Origin of the sequence: Pseudomonas khavaziana (genome assembly GCF_036704165.1) — a bacterium.
GTDB classification, from domain to species: Bacteria; Pseudomonadota; Gammaproteobacteria; order Pseudomonadales; family Pseudomonadaceae; genus Aquipseudomonas; species Aquipseudomonas khavaziana.
In genome coordinates this window covers 4,086,515-4,108,164 of sequence record NZ_CP129946.1, presented here as the reverse complement: position 1 = coordinate 4,108,164, position 21,650 = coordinate 4,086,515, and the positions used below count along the sequence as shown (strand labels likewise).

The following is a 21,650-nucleotide window of genomic DNA, read 5'->3' as shown; positions in this document are numbered from 1 at the left end:
CTCTTTAAATTGGTCTTTTGAGAATTCTCACTGGACCTGATATGAGCGATATGGACACCGCATTCGCACTGGTAGAAGCGCAAAGTATTCATACCGGTCCGATCAGGGAGCACATCCCTGGTTGGTATACCGACTCTTCGTTGCGCCGAAAGCGCGAACTGGCTGAATTTGCACTGGAGGTGCCGGACTTTTACCGCTGCGCCGATACCGTGGCGCGTGAATCGATCCATGCAGCCCATGCCGACGGTTGGGCTGCATTGAATGCGATAGACCGTGTTTTTGATGGGCTCAAGGACAGCGTCGAGTATGTCGAACCCTTGTTGGTCAAGGCGATAAAAGAGCAGTTCAATCTTGAGCTGGATGTCCGGCGAACCTTTTTTGCGCGCAAAATTTACTACCGAAAACGTGTCGATGAGCGCAGCGATTTGGGGGGCGCATTTGCGTTTGCGACAAATGTTGGCGGACAGAGAGACTATTACTACTCAGGCATCACGTTGCTGGAAGCCGCAATGGGTAACTTCTCTGCTAGCGAAGCGCTTCAGGGGACGTGCGACGATTGCCAACTGATTACGCGGTTTGATTTCCATAGCAACAGCGAAATATTGTCCACCGAATTTGCCGTCAAGCAGTTGGCGCTGCCGCTGCCAGCCTATCGGTTTGCCGACCTTTGCCGCAGCCTTGATCTGGGTAAGCAGTACCAGGCGCATGTCGACTCAGTGCTTGTTCCCGCTGACGAACCAGGAACCGAGGCGGGTACGGCAGTCAACGCATTGCTGCGGGAATTGGTTGCGTATAAAAAAAAGCAATTGGAGGTTCAGGCCCGGGTCGCACTGGTGCGTCAACACATCGCACCGGACAGTTTTCAGATGATCTTGGATTACGCAGCCTACCGTTTAGGGCAGAAAACCGTTAGCTGGAGGGGAGGGAATATGATGTGCTCCTCTCCGACGATCGAACGTGTGCAAACCAGGCAGATCATGTTGTTTTACACCGACGCCCCCCGTGTCGAGAACTACCTGCTTTACGTACCGGGTGACCCAAACAAGCCCCTGATGGAATACACGTCGCTATGGGCAGTGGCCGATGATTTGGCCAAACGTCTGTGCTCATCCGAGTATCGTCTGTTTTTCAGTCGATTTATTCCGGTTGAGCACCAAAGTGAGTTTTTTACTGCGGTTAAACGGACCCTGGATCCTGAAGACATCTATGGGCTGCATGACAACTTCACGTTAGACAGCAGCGCAGGGCATCACCGGCCTCGGATATTTGAGACAACCTACTACGTCGATTGGCATTACTGGTCGCAGCAGCAACTGACCCTCGTCCGCGATAACGCCAAGGCACTGGTGGTGTCCACGGCAGATCAAGACACACGCGCCAGGCTTGAATGGTTACAGGCGGTCGGCAGTGCGGCGTTGGACGTCTTTAACCTGGCCTCATTCGTTGTTCCGGGGCTAGGTCCCTTGATGATGATGGTCGGTGCCATTCAGATAATGTATGAGCTGGAGCAAACCGTTTCCAACTTCAGGGCAGGGGATACGAAAGAGGGGTGGGCACACGCGTCGGGGATCATGCTGAACCTGGCGCTTGCAGCTGCCGGGCACAAGCTTATTCCGGTCATCAGCGAGTCTGAGTATGTCAAAGGCTGGGTGCATGTGGTCTCGCCCCAGGGGAAAACACGTCTGGCGAGGCCGAACGTGGACGATTATCAACAATCGGTGACGATGCCATCGCGTGCGCGCCCGGATTCCATGGGGTTGTATACCCATGCCGGCAAACGCTACTTACCGGCACGGAACGGGCGTTATTACGAGCTGGCGTTTGCGGATGACGCCTTCACTCTCCGTCACCCCAGCGATGTACGACGCTATGCGCCACGCGTTACGCATAACGGCATGGGCGCCTGGGTACACGAATTTGAGCAACCACTCAGTTGGGACCGGCGCACCCTTATGCGGCGTATCGGCCCTGCTGTGGATGGGCTCAACGACGAGCAGTTAGAGCAGATTTACCAGGTCAGCGGAGTCCAGGAAGACCAGTTGCGCAAGATGTACATCGACCTGGCGTCACCGCCACCGCTAGTGGCTGAGACCATCCGGCGTTTTCAGATTGATCGTCGTTACGGCGGTTTTATTGAGCAGATGCGCAGCCCGGACCCAGCGGTCTACAGTCGGGCAGATCCTGATCTGCAGCTGGAACTGATGACCCACGAGAGTATTTGGCCCTCTTCCAGGGGCCTGAGTGTCATCGGTACCGAGCAAGGCACCACGATTTATCAGGCGCCTGCTGGATCGCAAACGTTGGCCCAAGTGGCGATCAGCGAGCAAGCGTTGGCCAACGGGCAACTGCTCGACACGGTGATCGCGGACCTGAGCGACGAGCAGTTGAAGGTCTTGTTGGGTGAGGATGTACAGGAAGCCCGACTGCGCGAAGGGCGCGATGATAATTCGTACTCAGGCGGGTACTCCCAGGAACTGAAAAAATTGCTGCGCCGCCCCCGTGATCCTGGAGCGACGCTGTCGAGGTTGCGACTGCGTTTGGTACTGGCGGCGCGATCCAGGCGTGAGGAGCTGTTGAACGCCGTACCTCAGAGCCCGGATGAGCCGGCGCGGTGGGTCCAGGAGACGTTTCCCGAGTTGCCTGCGGTTGCGGTAGGGCAGTTGCTGGAACATATGGATGAGACGCAGCGTCAACAATTGACTACCACCCAACGTCCTCCCTTGCGGCTTTCCCAAGAGGCACGCGAATACCTGGATGCTTTTCGACTGCAACGAGCTTACGAAGGCCTCTACCTGTATGAAGGCACGAGCGAAGACATAGCGCGTCTCGCCCTGCACACCTTGGAAAAAATACCGGGATGGTCGGATACGGTACGTATCGAATTACGCGACGGCTCGTTTACGGGGCCGGTGTTGGACAGCATCGGGCCGAATAAGGCCGAGCGGACCAGTGTTTTGATCAAACGTGCTGATGGTCGCGTAGGGAGTTCATGGCACTCCTATGACACGGACAGGTTCTACGAGTCACTGTTTAACATGGTACCGATGCCTGATGTCGAGGTCATGGTTTACCCTGGAGAAGCGCGCTGGACGAACTTGCGCCAAGCCTTGCAGCGACAGGCACCCACCCCGGACGAGTTACGCGATACCCTTGATATGCCCAGCGTCAGGCAGGGCTATCAATCGCCGATGGCATTGGCTCAAGGTGCCCGGGGGCTTAGCGCGGTAGCGCCCTCAACGCGCGCCTTCCAATGCCGCTTCGAAGCTCACAGCCTGTATCCCGGTTCTACGCTGGAGCAAATTGAGGCCTACCTGAACGTCAAGGGGCAGGGGGATGCCTTCATGCTCAAGGAGGTTCGCCGATTGCAGGTTGAATTTAACCGCTTGGGCAAGGACTTGCAGCGATGGGCAAACACGCACCCCAGCAAGTTAAAGGTCGCAGAGAGCATCAAGGCGTGCTGGCAGCGACGTACCGAGTTTGTTCACAATAATGCAGGTGAGGTAACAGGTTATGCCCTTGACCTCAGCAATTGGCTTGTCGAAGACTTGCCGACGTTGACGGTCGAAATGCCCCATGTGTCGAGTCTGTCTCTGCGACGCATGGGCTTGCTCAATAACGTCGGGGAGTTTCTGGAGGCCTTCAAGGGCCTGCGCCACCTGGTTTTGGATGGAAACCGGCTGACCGACCTGCCAAAAATCATTGGCAGCATGAGCGGGCTGACCCAATTGTCCCTGGGGGGCAATCAACTGCGGTTGACCCTGGACAGTGTGAAGGCGTTGGCTCGCTTGAAGCATTTAAGGGTGCTCTCTCTGTCGAACAACCCTCTGGTGCTGGCTCCGGATGTAAGCGCCATGGCGCAGTTGGATCAGCTCTACCTGGCCCATTGCCAGTTGAACGTGTTGCCCGTCGGGGTGCTTGAGCTGCGTCGGTTAAGGCGCCTGGACTTGCGTGGCAACCTGTTGGTGGAGCTGCCCCAGACGCTATTTCAGCGAACCGCGGCGCAGAACCGCGGGACGACGTTGCAGCAGAACCCTGAATTATCCCTGCACACCCTGGACCGAATTGAAGCTTATAGACTGCGCAGCGGGGTGGCATTGCTCGACAGGGCGATGCCACGGTATGTCACTGAGAACGTTGCTTTGTTGGTTTGGCTTGAAGAAATGCCAGTTGCTCAACGTGTACAGCTGACACAGCTATGGCAGGACCTTAGGGTAGAGCCTGGGGCCGATGCTTTTTTTCGGCTGATTGCGGATATGACGCGTTCGGCGACTTACAAGGCTGCCCCGGCACGCGCCGGACTCGCGGAGCAAGTCTGGACGCTGATAAAAGATGTTGCGGACGATGAGCAACTTCGTCGGGAGATTTTCGCGGCGGTCGACGCCCCAGGTACCTGTACGGACCAACGCACCGATGTGCTGTTCAAGCTCCGTCTACAGGTGCGAATTCATAAAGCTGGGCTTGACGCCGGTACTTTGCAGGTTGAGTCGGGGCTGATAGCGCTGGGCAGGGGCCATTTTCGTCTGGTGGAGCTGGATAAACTGGTCAGCGCTGATATTGCAGCGCGTCAATCGGCGTTGCACGCACGTGCTGCTGCTACTGCGGTGAGCGAGGCTGCGGCTGTCGCTCGGGAACAAGCATTGCCAAATGCCGCCGATTTGTCCGAGGCCGCACAGGCGGCAACAGAGGCTGCAGAGAGCGCAGAGGCCGCGGCGCAACTGGGGGCGCCAGGGGCCCAGGCCGCAGATGCTGCCGAACGTCAGGCACGCGAGATTGCGAATACGGCAGGCATTGTTGATTGGCCCAGAGAGCCCTTTAGTGAAGGTCTCGAGGTGGATCTGGTTTATCGCACCTCCTTGGCCGATCGGCTCGAACTGCCGCTCCAGCCGCGCCTCATCATGTTTGGGGATATCTACCCGGTCAGCGAACCGGTCATACGCCAAGCCGGCGACACAATTGAGCACAAGGAGGCCGTGCCGGGTGTGCTGGCGCGTTTTTTGGTGGAAGAGGCTTTTTGGGAGGATCACCTGAGGAAGCTCTATACCAGTGACATTGAGCAACGCTTCAGTCAAACCAAACAAATGCTTCAAGAAAAATCGTCCGCCCTGGATGACCTCGAAGATAGCGTCGGGAACTATTATGGAACCGAGAATGCTGAGGCGCGTCGCTCGCATCTAGAGGATGTCAACGAGGCGTTGGAGGAAGTACAGAGGCTTTTCGGTTTAGAGCTTCAGCAGATTGTCGATCCTGCGGGGATGCCGCAAGGGGACTTTCTATCAACCCAACGCATTGCATTGGGAGATGCCTGGGTTTTAGAGGAAAAGCGTGCTCTGGTGGCTGTTACCCAATCAATCCTGGATCGACCCGTGCCCCTCTGAACCGTGCGTCAGGAAGCACAAAGGGGACCCGAAGGTCCCCTTTAATTTGTCGTTGCGTGCTCTTTTCTTATTATTGAGGGGCGGCCTGTTGTTGTTTTTGGTAGCCGTGGCCCGTACCGCTGTTTTTGGCGACCCCATCCGGGATCAAGAGCAAACGTATTTTTTTGAACGCTGACCTGCTTCTTCGTAAACGATCCAACCAGTGGGCAGCTACCTGAGGTAGTTTTATTTTTCTCTATCCGGTTGCGGGTTGCGGCATGCCGTACCCTGGGAAGCACATCTTCTCCAAAAAAATCTGTTAGCTGCGTCTCTGCCGTGTTGTTTTTGTTATGTCAGAGTCGTTTCGTCTTATTTTTATTAGGTTTGGAGCTTTTTATTCTTGTTATGCCATAGAGATAGCAGAAGGCGTGCCAACTTTATAAATTCCTTTAAAATCAATGATTTAATTTTTTAGCCAGATATATTTGTTGGGTCGCACCATAAATTCTGTTCCCTCGTTACCCGTTGTGCGGGTGTGCGGTAACACATTGTCACAGCTGTGCTACTCACCCGGCGTTACGCGCTCTCGCTACACGGGAACCCGTGGGCCGCCCAAGCACGTCGCAGATCTGCTGACCCGCGCCAATCAAGCGCTCCAGGTCAATGCCCGTGTCGATACCCAGGCCATTGAGCAGGTACAGCACATCCTCGGTAGCGACGTTACCGCTCGCGCCCTTGGCGTAAGGGCAACCGCCGAGGCCGGCGATGGAGCTGTCGAACACCTGGATGCCTTCCAGCAGGCTGGCGTAGACATTAGCGATGGCCTGGCCATAGGTGTCATGGAAATGCCCGGCCAGCTTGTCCCGCGGCACCTGGGCACCGACCACTTCGAACAGCCGCCGGGTTGCCCCCGCCGTGCCGGTGCCGATGGTGTCGCCCAGGGACACTTCATAGCAGCCCATGGCATACAGTTCGCGAGCGACGGCCGCCACCTGCGCTGGGGCGATATCGCCTTCATACGGGCAACCCAACACGCACGACACATACCCGCGCACGCTGATGCCTTGCTGCTTGGCCGCGTCCATGATGGGTGCGAACCGCGCCAGGCTTTCGCTGATGGAGCAGTTGATATTGCGCTGGGAAAACGCTTCGGACGCTGCGGCAAATACCGCAACTTCCTTGACCCCGGCCGCCAGCGCATCCTCGAACCCGCGCAGGTTTGGCGCCAGCGCCCCATAGGTCACGCCGGGCTTGCGCTGGATCTGTGCAAACACCTCGGCTGAGCCGGCCATTTGCGGCACCCATTTGGGCGAGACAAAACTGCCGACTTCGATATAGCTCAACCCGGCGTCGCTCAAGGCGTCCACCAGCTGGACCTTATCCGCCACGCTGATGGGCTGGGCTTCGTTCTGCAAACCGTCGCGCGGGCCGACTTCCACCAGGCGTACGTGTGAGGGGAGGGACATGGCAGTTACCTTCTGGTCAATGGCCGGCTTGGCTGATGGTGTGCGCGAGTGCCTGGGTGCAACGCTCTTCGGCGGTGTCCAGCTCGAGCTTCATTTGTTCGATATCCAGCAACTGTTGCTCAAGTTGTTCACGGCGTTCGGCGATCTTGGCCAGCATGCTGTTGAGTTGGATCTGGTTGCCGCCGGTGGGGTCGTAGAGTTCGATCAGCTCGCGGCATTCGGCCAGGGAAAAGCCGATGCGTTTGCCGCGCAGGATCAGCTTGAGGCTGACTTTGTCCCGCGCCGAGTAGATGCGCTCCTGGCCCCGGCGTTCCGGGGCCAGCAGGCCTTGTTCTTCATAGAAGCGAATGGCACGGGTGGTGATGTCGAGCTCGCGGGCGAGGTCGGAGATGCTGTAGGTGGTGCTCATGGCGGTGCTCAAGAAAGGCTTGGCGCTAAGCTAATTGCAGGTTGACGTGAACGTCAAGGCCGCCATCAACACTGTAGGAGCGAGCTTGCTCGCGAAAAATCCGAGAGCACCGAGCTAAACCAGGCAGCCCTCGTCATCGTTGACGATTTTCGCGAGCAAGCTCGCTCCTACAACGTCAGGGCTCAGGCTTGTTGTTTATCGAGTTTCTTTTCATGGGCCGTCACCTGCTGGCACAACTCGATCATCTGCTCACGCATCCAGCGGTTCGCCGGGTCCTGGTCGGTGCTTTCATGCCAGTACAGATGGGTTTCCACCAGCGGTACGTCATTGACCGGCAAATTGAACCAGTGCAGTTCATGACGGCGGGCGAAGCGCTCGGGCACGGTCATCACCATGTCGGTCTGCTGCAACACCTGGGAAGCCATCAGGTAATGCTGGGAACGCAGGGCGATCTTGCGCTGGATGCCCATTTTGCCCAAGGCCAGGTCTACATGGCCCAACCCGTTACGGCGGCTGGAGATATGGATATGGGTCAACGACAGGTAGTCATCCAGGCTGAATTTGTCCTTGCCCGCCATCGGGTGGCCCTTGCGCATGGCGCACACGTAGCGGTCTTCCATGAGCTTGACATGGCGCACCTGTGGGTCGGTGTTGAGCGGTGCGTCCACGGCAAAATCCAGGCGCCCGGCCGCCAGCTCCTTGGTGGTTTCACGGCGCTTGGACAGGAAACTCTCGATCACCACCGTCGGTGCCAGGCGGCGCAGGCGCTGGAACAGCTGCGGCAGGATCACCGCCTCGGTGAGGTCGGTCATGCTGATGCGGTAGGTCTTGGCCGCCTGCTGCGGGTTGAAGATGCGGCTTTCCTGCACCGACACCCGCAGCAACGACAGCGCATTGCGCACCGGGCCGATGATGTTCTGCGCCATGGGCGTGGGCACCATGCCTTGGGCGGTGCGTACGAACAGCGGGTCGTTGAAGGTCTCGCGCAGGCGGGCCAGGGCGTTGGACACCGCCGGTTGAGTGATGCCGACGATCTGCCCGGCACGGGTCAGGTTGGCTTCGGTGTAGATCGCATCAAAGACGATGAAGAGGTTGAGGTCGACCTTGCTCAGATTCATTTCGTTGCGCTCTTATTGTTAGAGGTCCATACGCCGATCATATATCGGTGATGAATGTTAATACACGCCGAGAATAGGCTAGGTAAATTATCAACGCTGTTCTAGCATCGATTGCATGACCTAAACAACCTCTCAGAGAAGGGAGCTGCCCATGGATTTCGCCTATTCGCCCAAGGTTCAGGAACTGCGTGAACGTGTCACTGCGTTCATGGATGCTTACGTCTACCCGGCCGAGCCGGTGTTCGAGCGGCAGGTCAGCGAAGGTGATCGCTGGCAGCCCACCGCCATCATGGAAGAGCTCAAGGCCAAGGCTAAGGCCGAGGGCTTGTGGAACCTGTTCCTTCCCGAATCCGAACTGGGCGCGGGGCTTACCAACCTTGAATACGCACCGCTGGCGGAAATCATGGGCCGCTCGTTGCTCGGCCCGGAGCCGTTCAACTGCTCCGCGCCCGACACCGGCAATATGGAAGTGCTGGTGCGCTACGCCAACGAAGAACAGAAACAGCGCTGGCTCGAACCGCTGCTGCGCGGTGAGATTCGCTCCGCCTTCGCCATGACCGAACCGGACGTGGCTTCCTCGGACGCCACCAACATGGCCGCCCGCGCCGAACGCCAGGGCGACGAGTGGGTAATCAACGGCAAAAAATGGTGGACTTCAGGTGCTTGCGACCCGCGCTGCAAAATCCTGATCTTCATGGGCCTGAGCAACCCGGATGCACCGCGCCACCAGCAGCACTCGATGATCCTCGTTCCTGTGGACACCCCCGGGGTGAAAATCCTGCGTCCGCTGCCGGTGTTCGGCTACGACGACGCGCCCCACGGCCACGCCGAAGTGCTGTTCGACAACGTGCGCGTGCCCTACGAAAACGTGTTGCTGGGGGAGGGGCGTGGCTTCGAGATCGCCCAGGGCCGCCTTGGCCCAGGCCGTATCCACCACTGCATGCGCTCCGTCGGCATGGCCGAACGCGCCTTGGAATTGATGTGCAAACGCTCGGTCAGCCGCACCGCGTTCGGCAAACCCTTGGCGCGCCTGGGGGGCAATATCGACAAGATCGCCGACTCGCGCATGGAGATCGACATGGCGCGCCTGCTGACCTTGAAAGCGGCGTACATGATGGACACGGTGGGCAATAAAGTGGCGAAAAGCGAAATCGCCCAGATTAAGGTGGTGGCGCCGAATGTAGCCTTGAAGGTCATCGATCGTGCGATCCAGATCCATGGCGGCGCCGGGGTTTCCAATGATTTCCCGCTGGCCTATATGTACGCCATGCAACGCACCCTGCGCCTGGCCGACGGCCCGGACGAGGTGCACCGTGCAGCGATCGGCAAGTTCGAGATTGGCAAGTACGTGCCGCGGGAGTTGATGCGTAGCGGGCAGTAGCACCGCGTCGCCTCTATCGGGAGCAAGCCCCCTCCCACATTTTGACTGTATTCACAAATCCAAATGTGGGAGGGGGCTTGCTCCCGATGAGGCCAGTCCAAGCACCTCAAACTCCAAGGCTCAGTACACCCAAACCTCCACCCGCCGATTCTTGATCCTACCTTCGTCCGCGGTATTCGCCGCCACCGGCATCTGCGCGCCGAACCCGCGGATATCCTTGAGCACCACGCCGCTCTTTGCCAGCTCGCGGCGTACTGCCATAGCCCGCAGCTTCGACAGCAACGCCGCACGCTGCGGATCATTCTTGGCATCGCCAAACCCCACCAGGGTTACCTGTTTATCGAGCTTGCCGTGGCTTCGTATATAAGCCACCACCCGCTGCAGATCCTGGCGCGCCTTGTTGTCGAGGCTGGCGCTGCCTTCCTCGAAACGAAAATTCACGGTCAAACGCTGGGCGTCACGGGCGAGGGCCTGGTAGTCGTCGGGCATTGACGGGCGTGGCGCCACGCCAATCGCCTGCACCTGTTGGGCGATAAAGCCATTGGCGGCGACTATCGCCTGGCCCTTGCTGCCTTGGGCGAAGTCCACCAGCGCCTTGGCCCAGGGGTTGCGGGAGGAGGGCGGCAGGTAAAAGAACAGCCGCCGTGACAGCGGGTAATCCTCGGTGGCAATCAAGCTGGTCAACGGCAACATCGGTTGTGAGTCGCCGTCGACAATCGCCACTGCCTTGGCCTGGCGTACGTAGGGCAAGCCGATAAAACCGATGCCCTGGGGGTCATGACTGACCGCATCGGACAGCGCCTCGCTGGACTCGAAACGCTGTGCGGTCCCGGCAAGCGGTTTGCCGCGTCGGCTCAACACCAGTTCCTTGAAGGTGTCGTAGGTGCCGGACTGATCATCCCGGGCGTAGACATGAATGGCCCCGCCAATGCCGCCCAGCGCTTCCCAGGTGCTGACCTCGCCGTTGAAGACCTGCGCCAGTTGCTCGGTGTTCAGCGTATTGAGTGGATTGCGCGGGTTGAGGATGATTGCCAGGCCATCGATGGCAATCACCTGTTCGGCTTCGGGGCTTTTCAGGTCGCCCAGGGACTCGAGGTCTACCAGTTCGCTGTCCTTGATCGGGCGGGACGCCGCGGCGAGGTCGGCACGGTTGTTTTTCAGCGCAGCAAAACCGGTGCTGGAACCATGGGCAGCCACTTCGATGGTCACGGTCTTGCCTTGGCGCGTCTTGCCAACCAGCCGTTGTTCGTTTGCCCCGTCACCCGGTTCGCTGTGTACACCTTGCAGGCCTTGATGCTCCATCAGGCCCTTGACCAACGCCGGGCCGAGTGCCGCCCCGATGGTATTGGAACCCTGGATGCGCAGCGCCGGGCCTTGGCCTGGGACGGGAAGGGGAGCGGCCACGGTGGGCAGGGAGATCGCAAAGCACAGGAACAGAACGCGCAGCCTCATGCTGGCACCTTCTTAAGCCAAAGGGAGTGCCGCGAGATTAAGTCAGGCAGATGGCATGAATATTACAGGCACACAGCAGGACAAAATGTGGGAGGAGGCTTGCTCCCGATTGCGGTGTATCAGCTACAGATGAGCTGGCTGACACACCGCAATCGGGAGCAAGCCCCCTCCCACATTTAGATCTTCACCAAGCTCGCTATCAGCTCAGTTCCAGCCAGATCGGCGCATGATCCGACGGTTTCTCCAAGCCGCGCAAATCGTAATCCACCCCGGCATCCTTGACCCGCGGTACCAGTCCGGTGGACGCCATGATCACGTCAATGCGCAGCCCACGCTTGGGCTCGTCTTCAAACCCACGGCTGCGGTAGTCGAACCAGCTGAAGCGGTCGGCCACGTCCGGGTTGAGGTGGCGGAAGCTGTCCACCAGGCCCCAGTTCTTCAGGCGTGCCATCCACTCGCGTTCTTCCGGCAGGAAGCTGCACTTGCCGGTTTTCAGCCAGCGCTTGGCGTTGTCGGCGCCGATGCCGATGTCACAGTCCTCCGGGGAAATGTTCACGTCGCCCATCACCACCAGTGCCTGGTCGTTGCTGAACTGGCTTTCCAACAGGTGCTGCAAGTCTGCGTAGAAGCGCTGCTTGGCTGGGAACTTGGTCGGATGGTCGCGGCTTTCACCCTGGGGGAAGTAGCCGTTCATGATGGTCACCGGGTGGCCGTTTTCATCGGCGAAGGTGCCCCAGATAAAACGCCGCTGGGCGTCCTCTTCATCGCTGGCAAAACCTTTGTGCACGCTCAGGGCTTCTTTGCGCGAGAGCAGGGCCACGCCGTAGTGGCCTTTCTGCCCGTGGTAGTACACGTGATACCCCAGGGCTTGCACTTCGGCCAGGGGGAACTGGTCATCGTGGACCTTGGTTTCCTGCAGGCCGATCACGTCCGGTTGATGCTTTTCAATCAGCGCCGCCAGCTGATGAGGGCGAGCACGCAGCCCGTTGATATTGAAGGAGACGATTTTCATGGTCGGCAGTCCAGTCTGGCAAAAGGGCGATGCTAGCCGACAAGTCCGACGGGGGCCAGCGTGGCGGTAGGATGAATGCGCTGCTAATGTCTGGGAACGACTGGAGTTGTTCAGGTTCGTACCCATAAGAACGCCATGTTTGAGTGGCGCCCAGGAGATTGACTGTTATGCCAGACACTTCGACGGCCGTTGCCGACATTCGCCTGCTCAATAGCGGTTACTCCCGCGAGGCGCGATCCCTGCTTTACCAGGCGTATCGCCACGAGCCGACCTTCGCCTACATCTTCGAAGCCGAGCGAGCGGGTTATGAGCAACGGGTACGCGCCACTGTGCGCGAACTGGTCAAGCAGCACTTCTTCCAGAAACTTCCCGCCATCGGTCTGTTCGTCAACGACCGGCTGATTGGCATCGCCCTGATTGCACCGCCCCAGCGGCGCCTTGGCATCACCGAGAGTTGGGCGTGGCAGATCCGCATGTGGCTGAGTACCGGCGTGCGCGGGACGCGGCGTTACCTGGAATACCATCAGGCGGTCCTGGCATGCCTGCCCAGTGAGTCGGTGCATGTATTGCCGCTGTTGGGTATTCACCCACAGTTCCAGGGCAAGCACTTCGGAGAGCAACTACTGGAAGCCGTACACAATTGGTGCGCCGACGACCCGCATTCCTCCGGGGTAGTGCTCGACACCGGCAACTCCCGCTACCTGGATTTCTACAAGCGCCAAGGCTATGAAGAGATCGGCGAAGTCGCCGTAGGCCCGGTGCTGGAGCATGTGTTTTTCCATCCCAATCCCCAGGCGTTACATGCTGCAACGGCTTAGACAGAATTATTCAGACAAATCCGGGTTCAAAGACTCTCCCCAGCTCGTGTAGCATCCGCGCCTATGAAGTTTCCAGGAAGATTTACCAGCGGCTTGATTCTGCTGTTCACAAGCTGCGGCGCATTCGCGCAAAGCGAACTGGACGTGCGGATCAAACCCTCAAACGACGCGTTGAAAGCCAACATCGAAGGCTACATCGGCGGGGTGGGCGATCGTGATGAAGAAGCCTTGCTGCGGTTCAGCCGCGGCGCCGAGGAGCAGGCGCGTAAAGCAGCCCAGGCCCTGGGCTACTACCAGCCACGGATCGCCAGTGATGTCAGGGGCGGGAAGAACCCGCGCCTGACGCTCACCATCGACCCCGGCGAACCGGTGCATCTGCGCGACGTGACCATTCGGGTCGATGGCCAGGCCGCGAGCCTCAAGGTTTTTCGCGTGCCTGCCAGCGACGACCTCAAATCCGGCGCGGTGCTCAACCACGGCCATTACGAAGACGCCAAGCGCCTGATCCAGAACCAGGCTTCGCGCTACGGTTTTTTCAGCGGGCGCTTTACCAGCCAGAAGCTGGCGGTGGATCCCCAGGCCGGCGTGGCCGATATCGAACTCATTTACGACAGCGGCCCGCGCTACAGCATGGGCAAGGTCAGCTTCAGCGGCGACACGCCCTTTGATGAAGAACTGCTGCAACGCATGGTGCCGTTCAACAGCGGCACGCCGTATGACTCCGAACTGATCGCCGAACTTAACCAGAACCTGCAAGCCAGCGGCTTCTTCGAAGGCGTGCGGGTGGACGCCAGCCCCACTGCCGCGACCAATGACGTAATCCCGGTTGCCGTGCAGCTGGAAACCCGCAAGCCGCGCACCATGGGCCTGGGCCTGGGTTACTCCACCGACGTCGGCCCACGTGGCAAAGCCAACTGGACACGGCATTGGGTCAACCCCCAGGGTCATAGTTATGGTTGGGAAGCCGAGTTGTCGGCGCCCCGGCAGAACGTCGGCCTGTGGTACGACATCCCCCTCGATCCGCCGCTCACTGACAAGTTGCGTTTCGCCGGCGGCTATCAGAATGAAGAGATCGCCAACACCGACACCTTGAGCAAGCTGCTCACCATCGGCCCCGAATGGCACAGCAAATTGCCCAGCGGTTGGACGCGGGTGATTTCCCTCAAATACCAGCGCGAAGAATACCGCCTGGGCAATGATTCGGGCCTGAGTAACCTGCTGATGCCAGGCGTGAGTTATTCCTACCTGCGCAGTGACAACCGTATCGACCCACACCATGGCTATCGCCTGATGTTCGACACCAAGGTCGCGAAGGAAGGCCTGGGGTCCGACACCAACCTGCTTTACGGCACGGCCACCATCAAAGGCCTGACCACCTTGTGGGACAACCACCGCTTCCTGGGTCGTGCGCAATTTGGCGGCAGTGCCACCAATGGCTACAAATCCGTGCCGCCGTCGTTGCGCTTCTTTGCCGGTGGCGACCAGAGCGTGCGCGGCTACGAGTACCAGACCCTGTCGCCCGAGAACGACCGCGGCGACCGCATCGGCGGCCGCTATATGGTGGCCTTGAGCGCTGAGTATCAATATTCCATCACCGACAAATGGCGCATCGCGACCTTTGTCGACCAGGGTAACTCCTTCAACAACCTGGACTTCCCCAGCCTGAAAACCGGCGTGGGCGTTGGTGTGCGCTGGGTCTCGCCAGTCGGGCCGATTCGCCTTGACCTTGCCCATGCCCTCGAAGATCCGGGCGGCGTTCGATTGCACTTTTCCATGGGGCCTGAGCTGTGATGCGTGGTTTGAAAATCGCGGGGCTTGCGCTGGTCGCTGTCCTCGTCGTGCTGTTGTTGGCTCTGTGGTCGGTACTGGGTACCCAAGCGGGCAGTCGCTGGGCACTGGGCCAGGTGCCGGGGTTGAGCGTGGAAAGTTTCCAGGGCCGCCTGGGCGGGCAGTGGAGTGCCGATCATCTGGTGTGGCAGCAGGATGGCAGCCGTGTCGAGTTAAATGCGCCGAAGTTTGACTGGTCGCCCGGGTGTCTGCTGCGCATGACCCTGTGCATCAACCAGTTGGATGTGAACCAGGTCAGCCTGGCGTTTGCGCCCAGTACCGAAGAAAGCGACAGCGGGCCGATCCAGCTCCCCGATCTGAAGCTGCCGGTTGCCCTCCAGTTGGGCGATGTGCGCATCGGCAGGCTGCTGTTCAACGGCAGTGAAGAACTCAAGGGCCTGCAACTGGCGGCGCACTGGACCGACGCGGGTATGCAGATTGACTCGGTGCACGTGCAGCGCGACGGCCTGGTGCTGGATCTTGCCGGACTGCTGCAACCCAGTGGCAATTGGCCGCTAACCGCCAGCGGCAACCTGAGCCTGCCCTACGCCCCGGGCGGCGCTCCCTGGACCATCGCCCTCAAGCTCGACGGCGACCTGCTCAAGACCCTCAAGCTCGACGCTGACAGCAGCGGCTACCTGCCGGCCAAGCTCAGCGGCGAACTGCAACCCATGGTGGAAAACCTGCCGGCGCAGTTGCACATCACCTCCGAGGCGTTCAAGCCCAGCGCTGACCTGCCTGACACCCTGCAACTCAACCAACTGGACCTGAATGCCAAGGGCGACCTGAAAAGCGGCTATCAGTTAGTAGGCAAAGCCGTGCTGCCGGCGGAAAAAGGCCCGGTGGATTTACTGCTGCAAGGCAAGGTCGATGCCAAGGGCGCACAGATTGCCGGCCTGGACCTGAATGCCGGCGATAAGCAAAGCCTCAAACTCAGTGCCAACCTGGACTGGCAACAAGGTTTCAGTGCTGACGCAAAAATTGACTGGCTGGACTTCCCCTGGCATCGCCTGTATCCCGTGATCGACGAGCCACAAGTGGCGTTGCGCAGCTTCAACGGTGAAATCTCTTATAAAGACGGCAATTACCTCGGCAACCTCAAGGCCGACCTCGACGGCCCGGCGGGTAAATTCAATCTGGTCACGCCTTTCAGTGGCGACCTCAAACAAGTGTTCCTGCCCGAGTTGAAGCTGACCGCCGGCCAAGGCAAGGCCGAAGGCCACCTGAACCTGCAATTTGCCGACGCCATTGCCTGGGATACGGCGCTGGATCTGTCGGCGCTGAACCCGGCCTACTGGGTTGCAGAGTTGCCCGGCACCCTGGCTGGGCTGCTGCGCAGCAAAGGCGAATTCAAAAATGAACAGCTCAAGCTCAACGCCGACCTGGACCTCAAGGGTCGCCTGCGTGGACAGACGGCGGTACTGGCGGCCAAGGCCGAAGGTGGTGGGGAACAATGGACCCTTGCCAACCTGGATATCCGCCTCGGTGACAACCGCATCAACGGCAGCGGCAGCCTGCAACAACGCCTGGCCGGGCAGATCGACATCAAGCTGACGCGCCTGGCCCAGCTCTGGCCGCAACTGCGCGGGCAAATCAATGGACGCGTCGATGTAGCCGGCACCTTGAAAGCCCCCCAAGGCAAGCTCGACCTCAAGGGCCAGCAACTGGCATTTGCCGACAACCGCCTGCAAACCCTCAACCTCGACGCCAACCTTGATAACGCCCAGCGCGCCAGGCTCGACCTCAAGGCCAGTGGCATTCAGGCTGGCGAAACCCAGGTCGGCATCCTCAGTGCCAGCGCCCAGGGCGATATCAAGAGCCAGAAGGTCCAGTTGGACCTCGCCGGCCCTCTGGTCAAGCTGGCCCTGGCCCTGGACGGCAATCTCGACAAAGGCAACTGGCGCGGGCGCCTGGCCAGCGGTGGCGTACAAGCCGGTGGCAAGGATTGGCGACTGCAAGCCCCGGCGAAAATCGAGCGCCTGGCCGATGGCAAGCTGACCTTCGGCGCGCACTGCTGGGTCTCCGGCCCCGCCAGCCTGTGTGGCGAAGACCAGCGCCTGATGCCCGAGCCGAAGCTGCGCTACCACCTCAAGCAATTCCCCATCGACAGCCTCGCGGCATTCTTGCCCAAAGACTTCGCCTGGCAGGGTAAGCTCAACGCCGACGTACAACTTGATTTGCCACAGAGCGGCCCCAAAGGCGTGGTTTCGGTGGATGCCAGCGGCGGCACCCTGCGCGTGCGCGACAAGGGCCAGTGGTTGGATTTTCCCTACAACACCCTGAAGCTGGAAACCACCCTCAACCCCAAGCGCATCGACACCCAGCTTAACTTCCATGGCGGCAAGCTCGGCGAGTTGCTGTTGCAGGCGCAGATCAACCCACTGCCGAGCAACAAGCCGATCACCGGCAATTTCAGCCTCACGGGCCTGGACCTCGCCGTAGCGCGGCCCTTTGTGCCGATGGTGGAAACGCTCAACGGCAAGCTCAACGGCAGTGGCCGCATCTCCGGAGGTTTGCTCGCGCCCCTGGTCAACGGCAACCTGAACCTGGTGGAAGGCGAAGTCTCCGGGCCGGAACTGCCCATCAGCCTCGAGGGCCTGAACCTGCAGGCGCAGATCGCTGGCGAAAGCGTGCAGCTCAACGGTGGCTGGCACAGCGGCAAGGCCGGGCAGGGCAGCCTCAAGGGCCAGATCGACTGGGGCCGTGCGCTGGTGGTTGATCTCAACCTCAAGGGCTCGCAACTGCCGGTGACGGTGGAACCCTATGCCAAGCTGGAAGTGGCGCCCGACCTGAAGATCAGCCTCAAGGACGACAAGCTGGCGATTGCTGGCAAGGTCCATATCCCCCGTGGCGATATCACCGTGCGCGAACTGCCGCCGTCGACGGTCAAGGTCTCCGATGACACCGTGATCATCGGCAGCCAGACCGAAGAGGGCAAGCCGCCGATGGCCATGGCCATGGATATCGACGTGGAGGTGGGCGAAGACCAGCTCAACTTCGCCGGCTTCGGCCTCACCGCCAAGGTCCAGGGCCATGTGCACATCGGCGACAACATGGATACCCGTGGCGAACTGTGGCTCAACGACGGTCGCTACCGCGCCTACGGCCAGCGCCTCAATGTGCGCCGTGCGCGGCTGCTGTTCGCCGGGCCGCTGGACCAACCGTTCCTGGATATCGAGGCGGTACGCATCGTCACCGAATCCAGCCGCACGGTCACCGCAGGTATTCGTCTCAGTGGCAGCGCCGAACAACCCACCACGCAGATCTTCTCCGAACCGGCCATGGCCCAGGAAGACGCGCTGTCGTACCTGGTACTGGGGCGTTCGCGCACCAACACCGGCGAAGACAACAACATGCTCGCCGAAGCCGCCCTGGGCCTGGGTTTGATGGGCAGCGCCGGAGTGACTACGGATATTGCCAACAAACTGGGTATCCAGGACTTCGACCTCGATACCCAGGGCACCGGCAACAGCACCGCCGTGGTGGCCAGCGGCAAGATCAACGAGAAGCTCAGTTTGCGTTATGGGGTCGGGGTGTTTGAACCGGCTAACACCATTGCCTTGCGTTATTTGTTGAGTAAGAAGGTGTACCTGGAGGTGGCGACGGGTGTGGCCAGCTCTCTTGATATCTTCTACAAACGCGACTTCTGATCGGTATGCGGTAAAAAATGTGGGAGTCCCCACCACATCTTCGATGTGACGCTGTCGCGCAGCAAACTAGGGAGCTTGCTCCCGTGGCGGCCTGACAGCCGAGCAGGATGTTGGTTTTCGTCCTGGGTACATATCCGTTATTTGGGCAACGGCCACTTATGGTTCCGCTTTTACAGCGGCTCACTTTTGAAAAGCCGGAATGCCGGCCCAGGCAAAAGTAAGCAAAACGCTCTTGCCCCACCACTCGGCACCTCGCCTAGGCTCGGTGTGCCCGTAATCCGACATTGATTTGGGGGGCCGCCGCCACGCGCCATCCATGGCGCGGGGCGGCTAAACCGGCATCCCTGCCGGTTTACCCCCCAAATCCCCGTCGAATTCCGGCCAGCGTGGTTTAACGGGGCGCCTGAGATCAAAAACACAGCGAGGCGGCCTTATAGCCGACCTGATCGTTGAAGCGTGCGCGTACCCCTGTGGGAGCGGGCTTGCCCGCGAAGGTCGTTAACGATGACGCGGGAAACCAGACAGAACGCGGCGTTCTCAAGTTTTTCGCGAGCAAGCTCGCTCCTACGAGAGAAGCAGAAGCGCCGCCAGCGTATCTGCGATGCGCAGCGAGTCGCTTTTGATCTCAGGCGCCCCGTTAAACCACGCTGGCCGAACGCAGGCTTGAAGCCGTGGGTAACCCGGCAGGACGCCGGGTTAGCCGTCCTGGGCCAAGGAGGGCCCATGACGGCGGCCCACGGATTCAAGCCGGAGTGAGGGCACACCGAGCCCGGGCGAGGTGCCGAGTGGTGGGGCAAGAGCGTTTTGCTTACTTTGCCGCTTTTGCAAAGTGAGCCGCCGTAAGGGCGGAACCTATAGTGGCCGTTACCTAAGCAACGGATATGTACTCGCTCCAACAAACCAACAACCCGGTCACATCGTCGACGTGGCGCCGTCGCGCAGCATCCCGGGCCGCCGCCAAAATATCCGGCGTTAAGACTAAATTTTAAATCTTTAAAATCAGTAGCTTATTTGAAGTTTGATAAGAGGGGGCTTGCCCCCGATAGCGGTATATCAGTCAGCTTGCTTGTAGCTGACCCACCGCAATCGGGAGCACGCTCCCTCCCACATTGGTTTTCATTTCAATCCAGCCTTCAGCCAACTACCAAGCAAACTAATAATTCCATTTGACATTCGCTGCCTAAGCAGTAACATCTCGTCACACATTCACTGCCTAGGCAGTAATAAGGTGACTTTCGATGCCTCACTTCACCCCCGATAACTTCCACAACTGCCACCTCGGCCTGTTGCTGGGGCGCGCCGCGATTCTCAAGGACCGCATCATCGACACCCATATGGAACCCCACGGCATCACTGCCGCGCAGTTCAAGGTGTTGATCATCATGGCCCAGTTCGGCGTCGATACCCCGGCCGAGCTGTGCCGCAACCTGTCCCTGGACAGCGGCTCGATGACGCGCATGCTCGACCGACTGGAACAAAAAAACCTGCTCAGCCGTAAGCGTTCCGAGCTGGACCGGCGCCAGGTGCAGTTGGTGCTGACCGCCGAGGGCCAGCGCCTGGCGGACATGCTCCCGCACATTGGCGCCCAGGCCCTCAACCAGTTGGCCGGCGTCCTCGAGGCGGGCGAGCTGGAGACCCTGGAGCGAATCCTGAAGAAAATGCTCATCGCTGCGGGTGACCCCATCACTATCCAGCGGGTAGGTAAATCATGAACACACGCGCATTCAGCCTGGTGCTGGCGGCGATGACGTTGGCCGGTTGCGCCAATTACAGCGGTCTCGACACACAAGGCCAGCGCCTCGACGCCAATACCCTGCAAACCGGTAAATCCCTCGGCGGCGTGACGTTGTCGAACGCTGCCTGGCCGGCTGCCGACTGGTGGAAAAGCCTTGGCGACCCACAGCTCGACAGCCTGATCGCCGAAGCCCTGCAAAACAGCCCCGACATGCAAGTCGCCGACGCCCGTGCCCATCAGGCCGAAGCCGCTGCCTATGCCGCCAACGCTGCGCGCATGCCAACCCTGGATGCCAGCGCCGGTGTCAGCCGTTCGCGCCTGGCCAAGGACCAGGACCCACGCGGGCAGGGCGATGCGTACTCGACGGTGCGCAACATCGGCGCCAGCTTCAACTACAACTTCGACCTCTGGGGCGGCCAGCGCGCCGCCTGGGAAGCCGCCCTGGGCGAGGCCCGTGCCGCCGAAGTCGACCAACAGGCCGCACGCCTCACCCTGGCCGCCAACGTGGCCAAGGCCTACAGCGACCTGGGCCAGGCGCATATCGTGCGCGACCTGGCGGTCGACGACCTCAAGCGCACCCGCCAGATGCTCGACTTGAGCAAGCGTCGCCTGAGTTCAGGCATCGACAGTGAATATCAATACCAGCAGACCGAGAGCCTGGAAGCCAGCTCCCAGTCGCAGCTGATCGATGCGGAAAAACAACTGCAAAGCGCCAAGATCGCCCTGGCGGTGTTGCTCGGCAAAGGCCCGGATCGGGGTGGCGAGTTGGCCCGTCCCGCGGTGCTCAAGCCCAGCGCCGTCGCCGTACCTTCGGTATTGCCCGCCGAGCTGCTCGGCCGTCGTCCCGACCTGATCGCAGCACGTTGGCGAGTAGAAGCGGCGAGCAAGAACATCGACGCGAGCAAGACCCGCTTCTACCCCAACCTCAACCTGAGCGCGAGCGCCGGGGCCGAGTCGTTGCTGGGGGACGCGATGTTCGGTTCGGCCAGCCGTTTTTTCAACATTGCACCGACGATTTCCCTGCCGATCTTCGACGGCGGCCGCCTGCGTGCCGACCTCGACGCCCGCGACGCCGATTACGACCTGGCCGTGGCCCAGTACAACAAGACCCTGGTGCAAGCCCTGGGTGATATCGGCACCACCCTCTCGCAATTGCGCGACACCGGGCGGCAGATCCAGGCCCAGCAACATGCCGCCGACATCGCCCAGCAGTCCTACGACACCGGGGTGCAACGCTACAGCTCAGGCATCGGCAACTACCTGGATGTGCTCAGCATCGAGCAGCAATTGCTGCAGGCCCAGCGTCAGCTGGCGACCTTGAATGCGGCGCAGATCGACCTGTCGATTCAACTGATGCAGGCCCTGGGTGGCGGGTACAACGCCAGCAATGTGGCCGCGACCACCCCAGCTACACGCACGGAATAATTT

12 protein-coding genes are annotated in these 21,650 nt (G+C 60.0%); 7 read left to right on the top strand and 5 right to left on the bottom strand.

The genetic code is table 11. The features are described from left to right. The first annotated feature begins 41 nt into the window (after positions 1-41). A complete protein-coding gene (locus QYQ93_RS18060; protein WP_338475182.1) occupies positions 42-5,375 on the top strand; it encodes a dermonecrotic toxin domain-containing protein in 5,334 nt (1,777 codons plus the stop codon). A gap of 545 nt (positions 5,376-5,920) precedes the next feature. On the opposite strand, the gene QYQ93_RS18055 is transcribed toward QYQ93_RS18060, so the two are convergent. The 3 genes from QYQ93_RS18055 to QYQ93_RS18045 form a co-directional block, all read right to left on the bottom strand. After that, positions 5,921-6,820, bottom strand: coding sequence for a hydroxymethylglutaryl-CoA lyase (locus QYQ93_RS18055; RefSeq protein WP_043049961.1), 900 nt, complete (start codon positions 6,818-6,820; stop codon positions 5,921-5,923). A 16-nt stretch (positions 6,821-6,836) separates the two neighbouring features. Then, positions 6,837-7,229, bottom strand: a complete 393-nt coding sequence (locus QYQ93_RS18050) for a MerR family transcriptional regulator (RefSeq protein WP_043049962.1) — start codon at positions 7,227-7,229, stop codon at positions 6,837-6,839. 182 nt (positions 7,230-7,411) lie between these two features. Further along, on the bottom strand, positions 7,412-8,347 hold the full coding sequence (locus tag QYQ93_RS18045) for a LysR family transcriptional regulator (protein WP_056846586.1): 936 nt from the start codon (positions 8,345-8,347) through the stop codon (positions 7,412-7,414). A gap of 151 nt (positions 8,348-8,498) precedes the next feature. Here QYQ93_RS18045 and QYQ93_RS18040 point away from each other — a divergent pair, with 151 nt between their 5' ends. Continuing rightward, positions 8,499-9,728 carry an acyl-CoA dehydrogenase gene (locus QYQ93_RS18040; protein ID WP_043049964.1) on the top strand — a complete coding sequence of 410 codons (1,230 nt, stop codon included), beginning with the start codon at positions 8,499-8,501 and terminating at the stop codon, positions 9,726-9,728. Between the two features lie 120 nt (positions 9,729-9,848). On the opposite strand, the gene QYQ93_RS18035 is transcribed toward QYQ93_RS18040, so the two are convergent. Then, entirely contained in the window at positions 9,849-11,180 is a 1,332-nt protein-coding gene (locus tag QYQ93_RS18035) for a substrate-binding domain-containing protein (RefSeq protein WP_043049965.1), read from the bottom strand. Between the two features lie 199 nt (positions 11,181-11,379). Next, positions 11,380-12,192 (bottom strand): exodeoxyribonuclease III, encoded by an 813-nt coding sequence (gene xthA, locus QYQ93_RS18030; RefSeq protein WP_043049966.1) that lies wholly within the window; start codon positions 12,190-12,192, stop codon positions 11,380-11,382. Between the two features lie 167 nt (positions 12,193-12,359). On the opposite strand from xthA, the gene QYQ93_RS18025 reads away from it, so the two are divergent. The 5 genes from QYQ93_RS18025 (at position 12,360) to QYQ93_RS18000 (ending at position 21,647) form a co-directional block, all read left to right on the top strand. Beyond that, positions 12,360-13,010, top strand: a complete 651-nt coding sequence (locus QYQ93_RS18025; protein ID WP_043049967.1) for a GNAT family N-acetyltransferase — start codon at positions 12,360-12,362, stop codon at positions 13,008-13,010. Between the two features lie 63 nt (positions 13,011-13,073). Next, complete coding sequence (locus tag QYQ93_RS18020; RefSeq protein WP_124421743.1) at positions 13,074-14,801, top strand: autotransporter assembly complex protein TamA; 1,728 nt, start codon at positions 13,074-13,076, stop codon at positions 14,799-14,801. After that, positions 14,801-18,487, top strand: coding sequence for a translocation/assembly module TamB domain-containing protein (locus tag QYQ93_RS18015; protein ID WP_338475181.1), 3,687 nt, complete (start codon positions 14,801-14,803; stop codon positions 18,485-18,487). The genes QYQ93_RS18020 and QYQ93_RS18015 overlap by 1 nt, the downstream gene beginning before the upstream one ends. 1,238 nt (positions 18,488-19,725) lie before the next feature. Then, positions 19,726-20,199 carry a MarR family winged helix-turn-helix transcriptional regulator gene (locus QYQ93_RS18005; RefSeq protein ID WP_043051540.1) on the top strand — a complete coding sequence of 158 codons (474 nt, stop codon included), beginning with the start codon at positions 19,726-19,728 and terminating at the stop codon, positions 20,197-20,199. Further along, a complete protein-coding gene (locus QYQ93_RS18000; protein ID WP_043051539.1) occupies positions 20,196-21,647 on the top strand; it encodes an efflux transporter outer membrane subunit in 1,452 nt (483 codons plus the stop codon). Before QYQ93_RS18005 ends, QYQ93_RS18000 begins: the two co-directional genes overlap by 4 nt. The last annotated feature ends 3 nt before the right edge of the window (positions 21,648-21,650 follow it).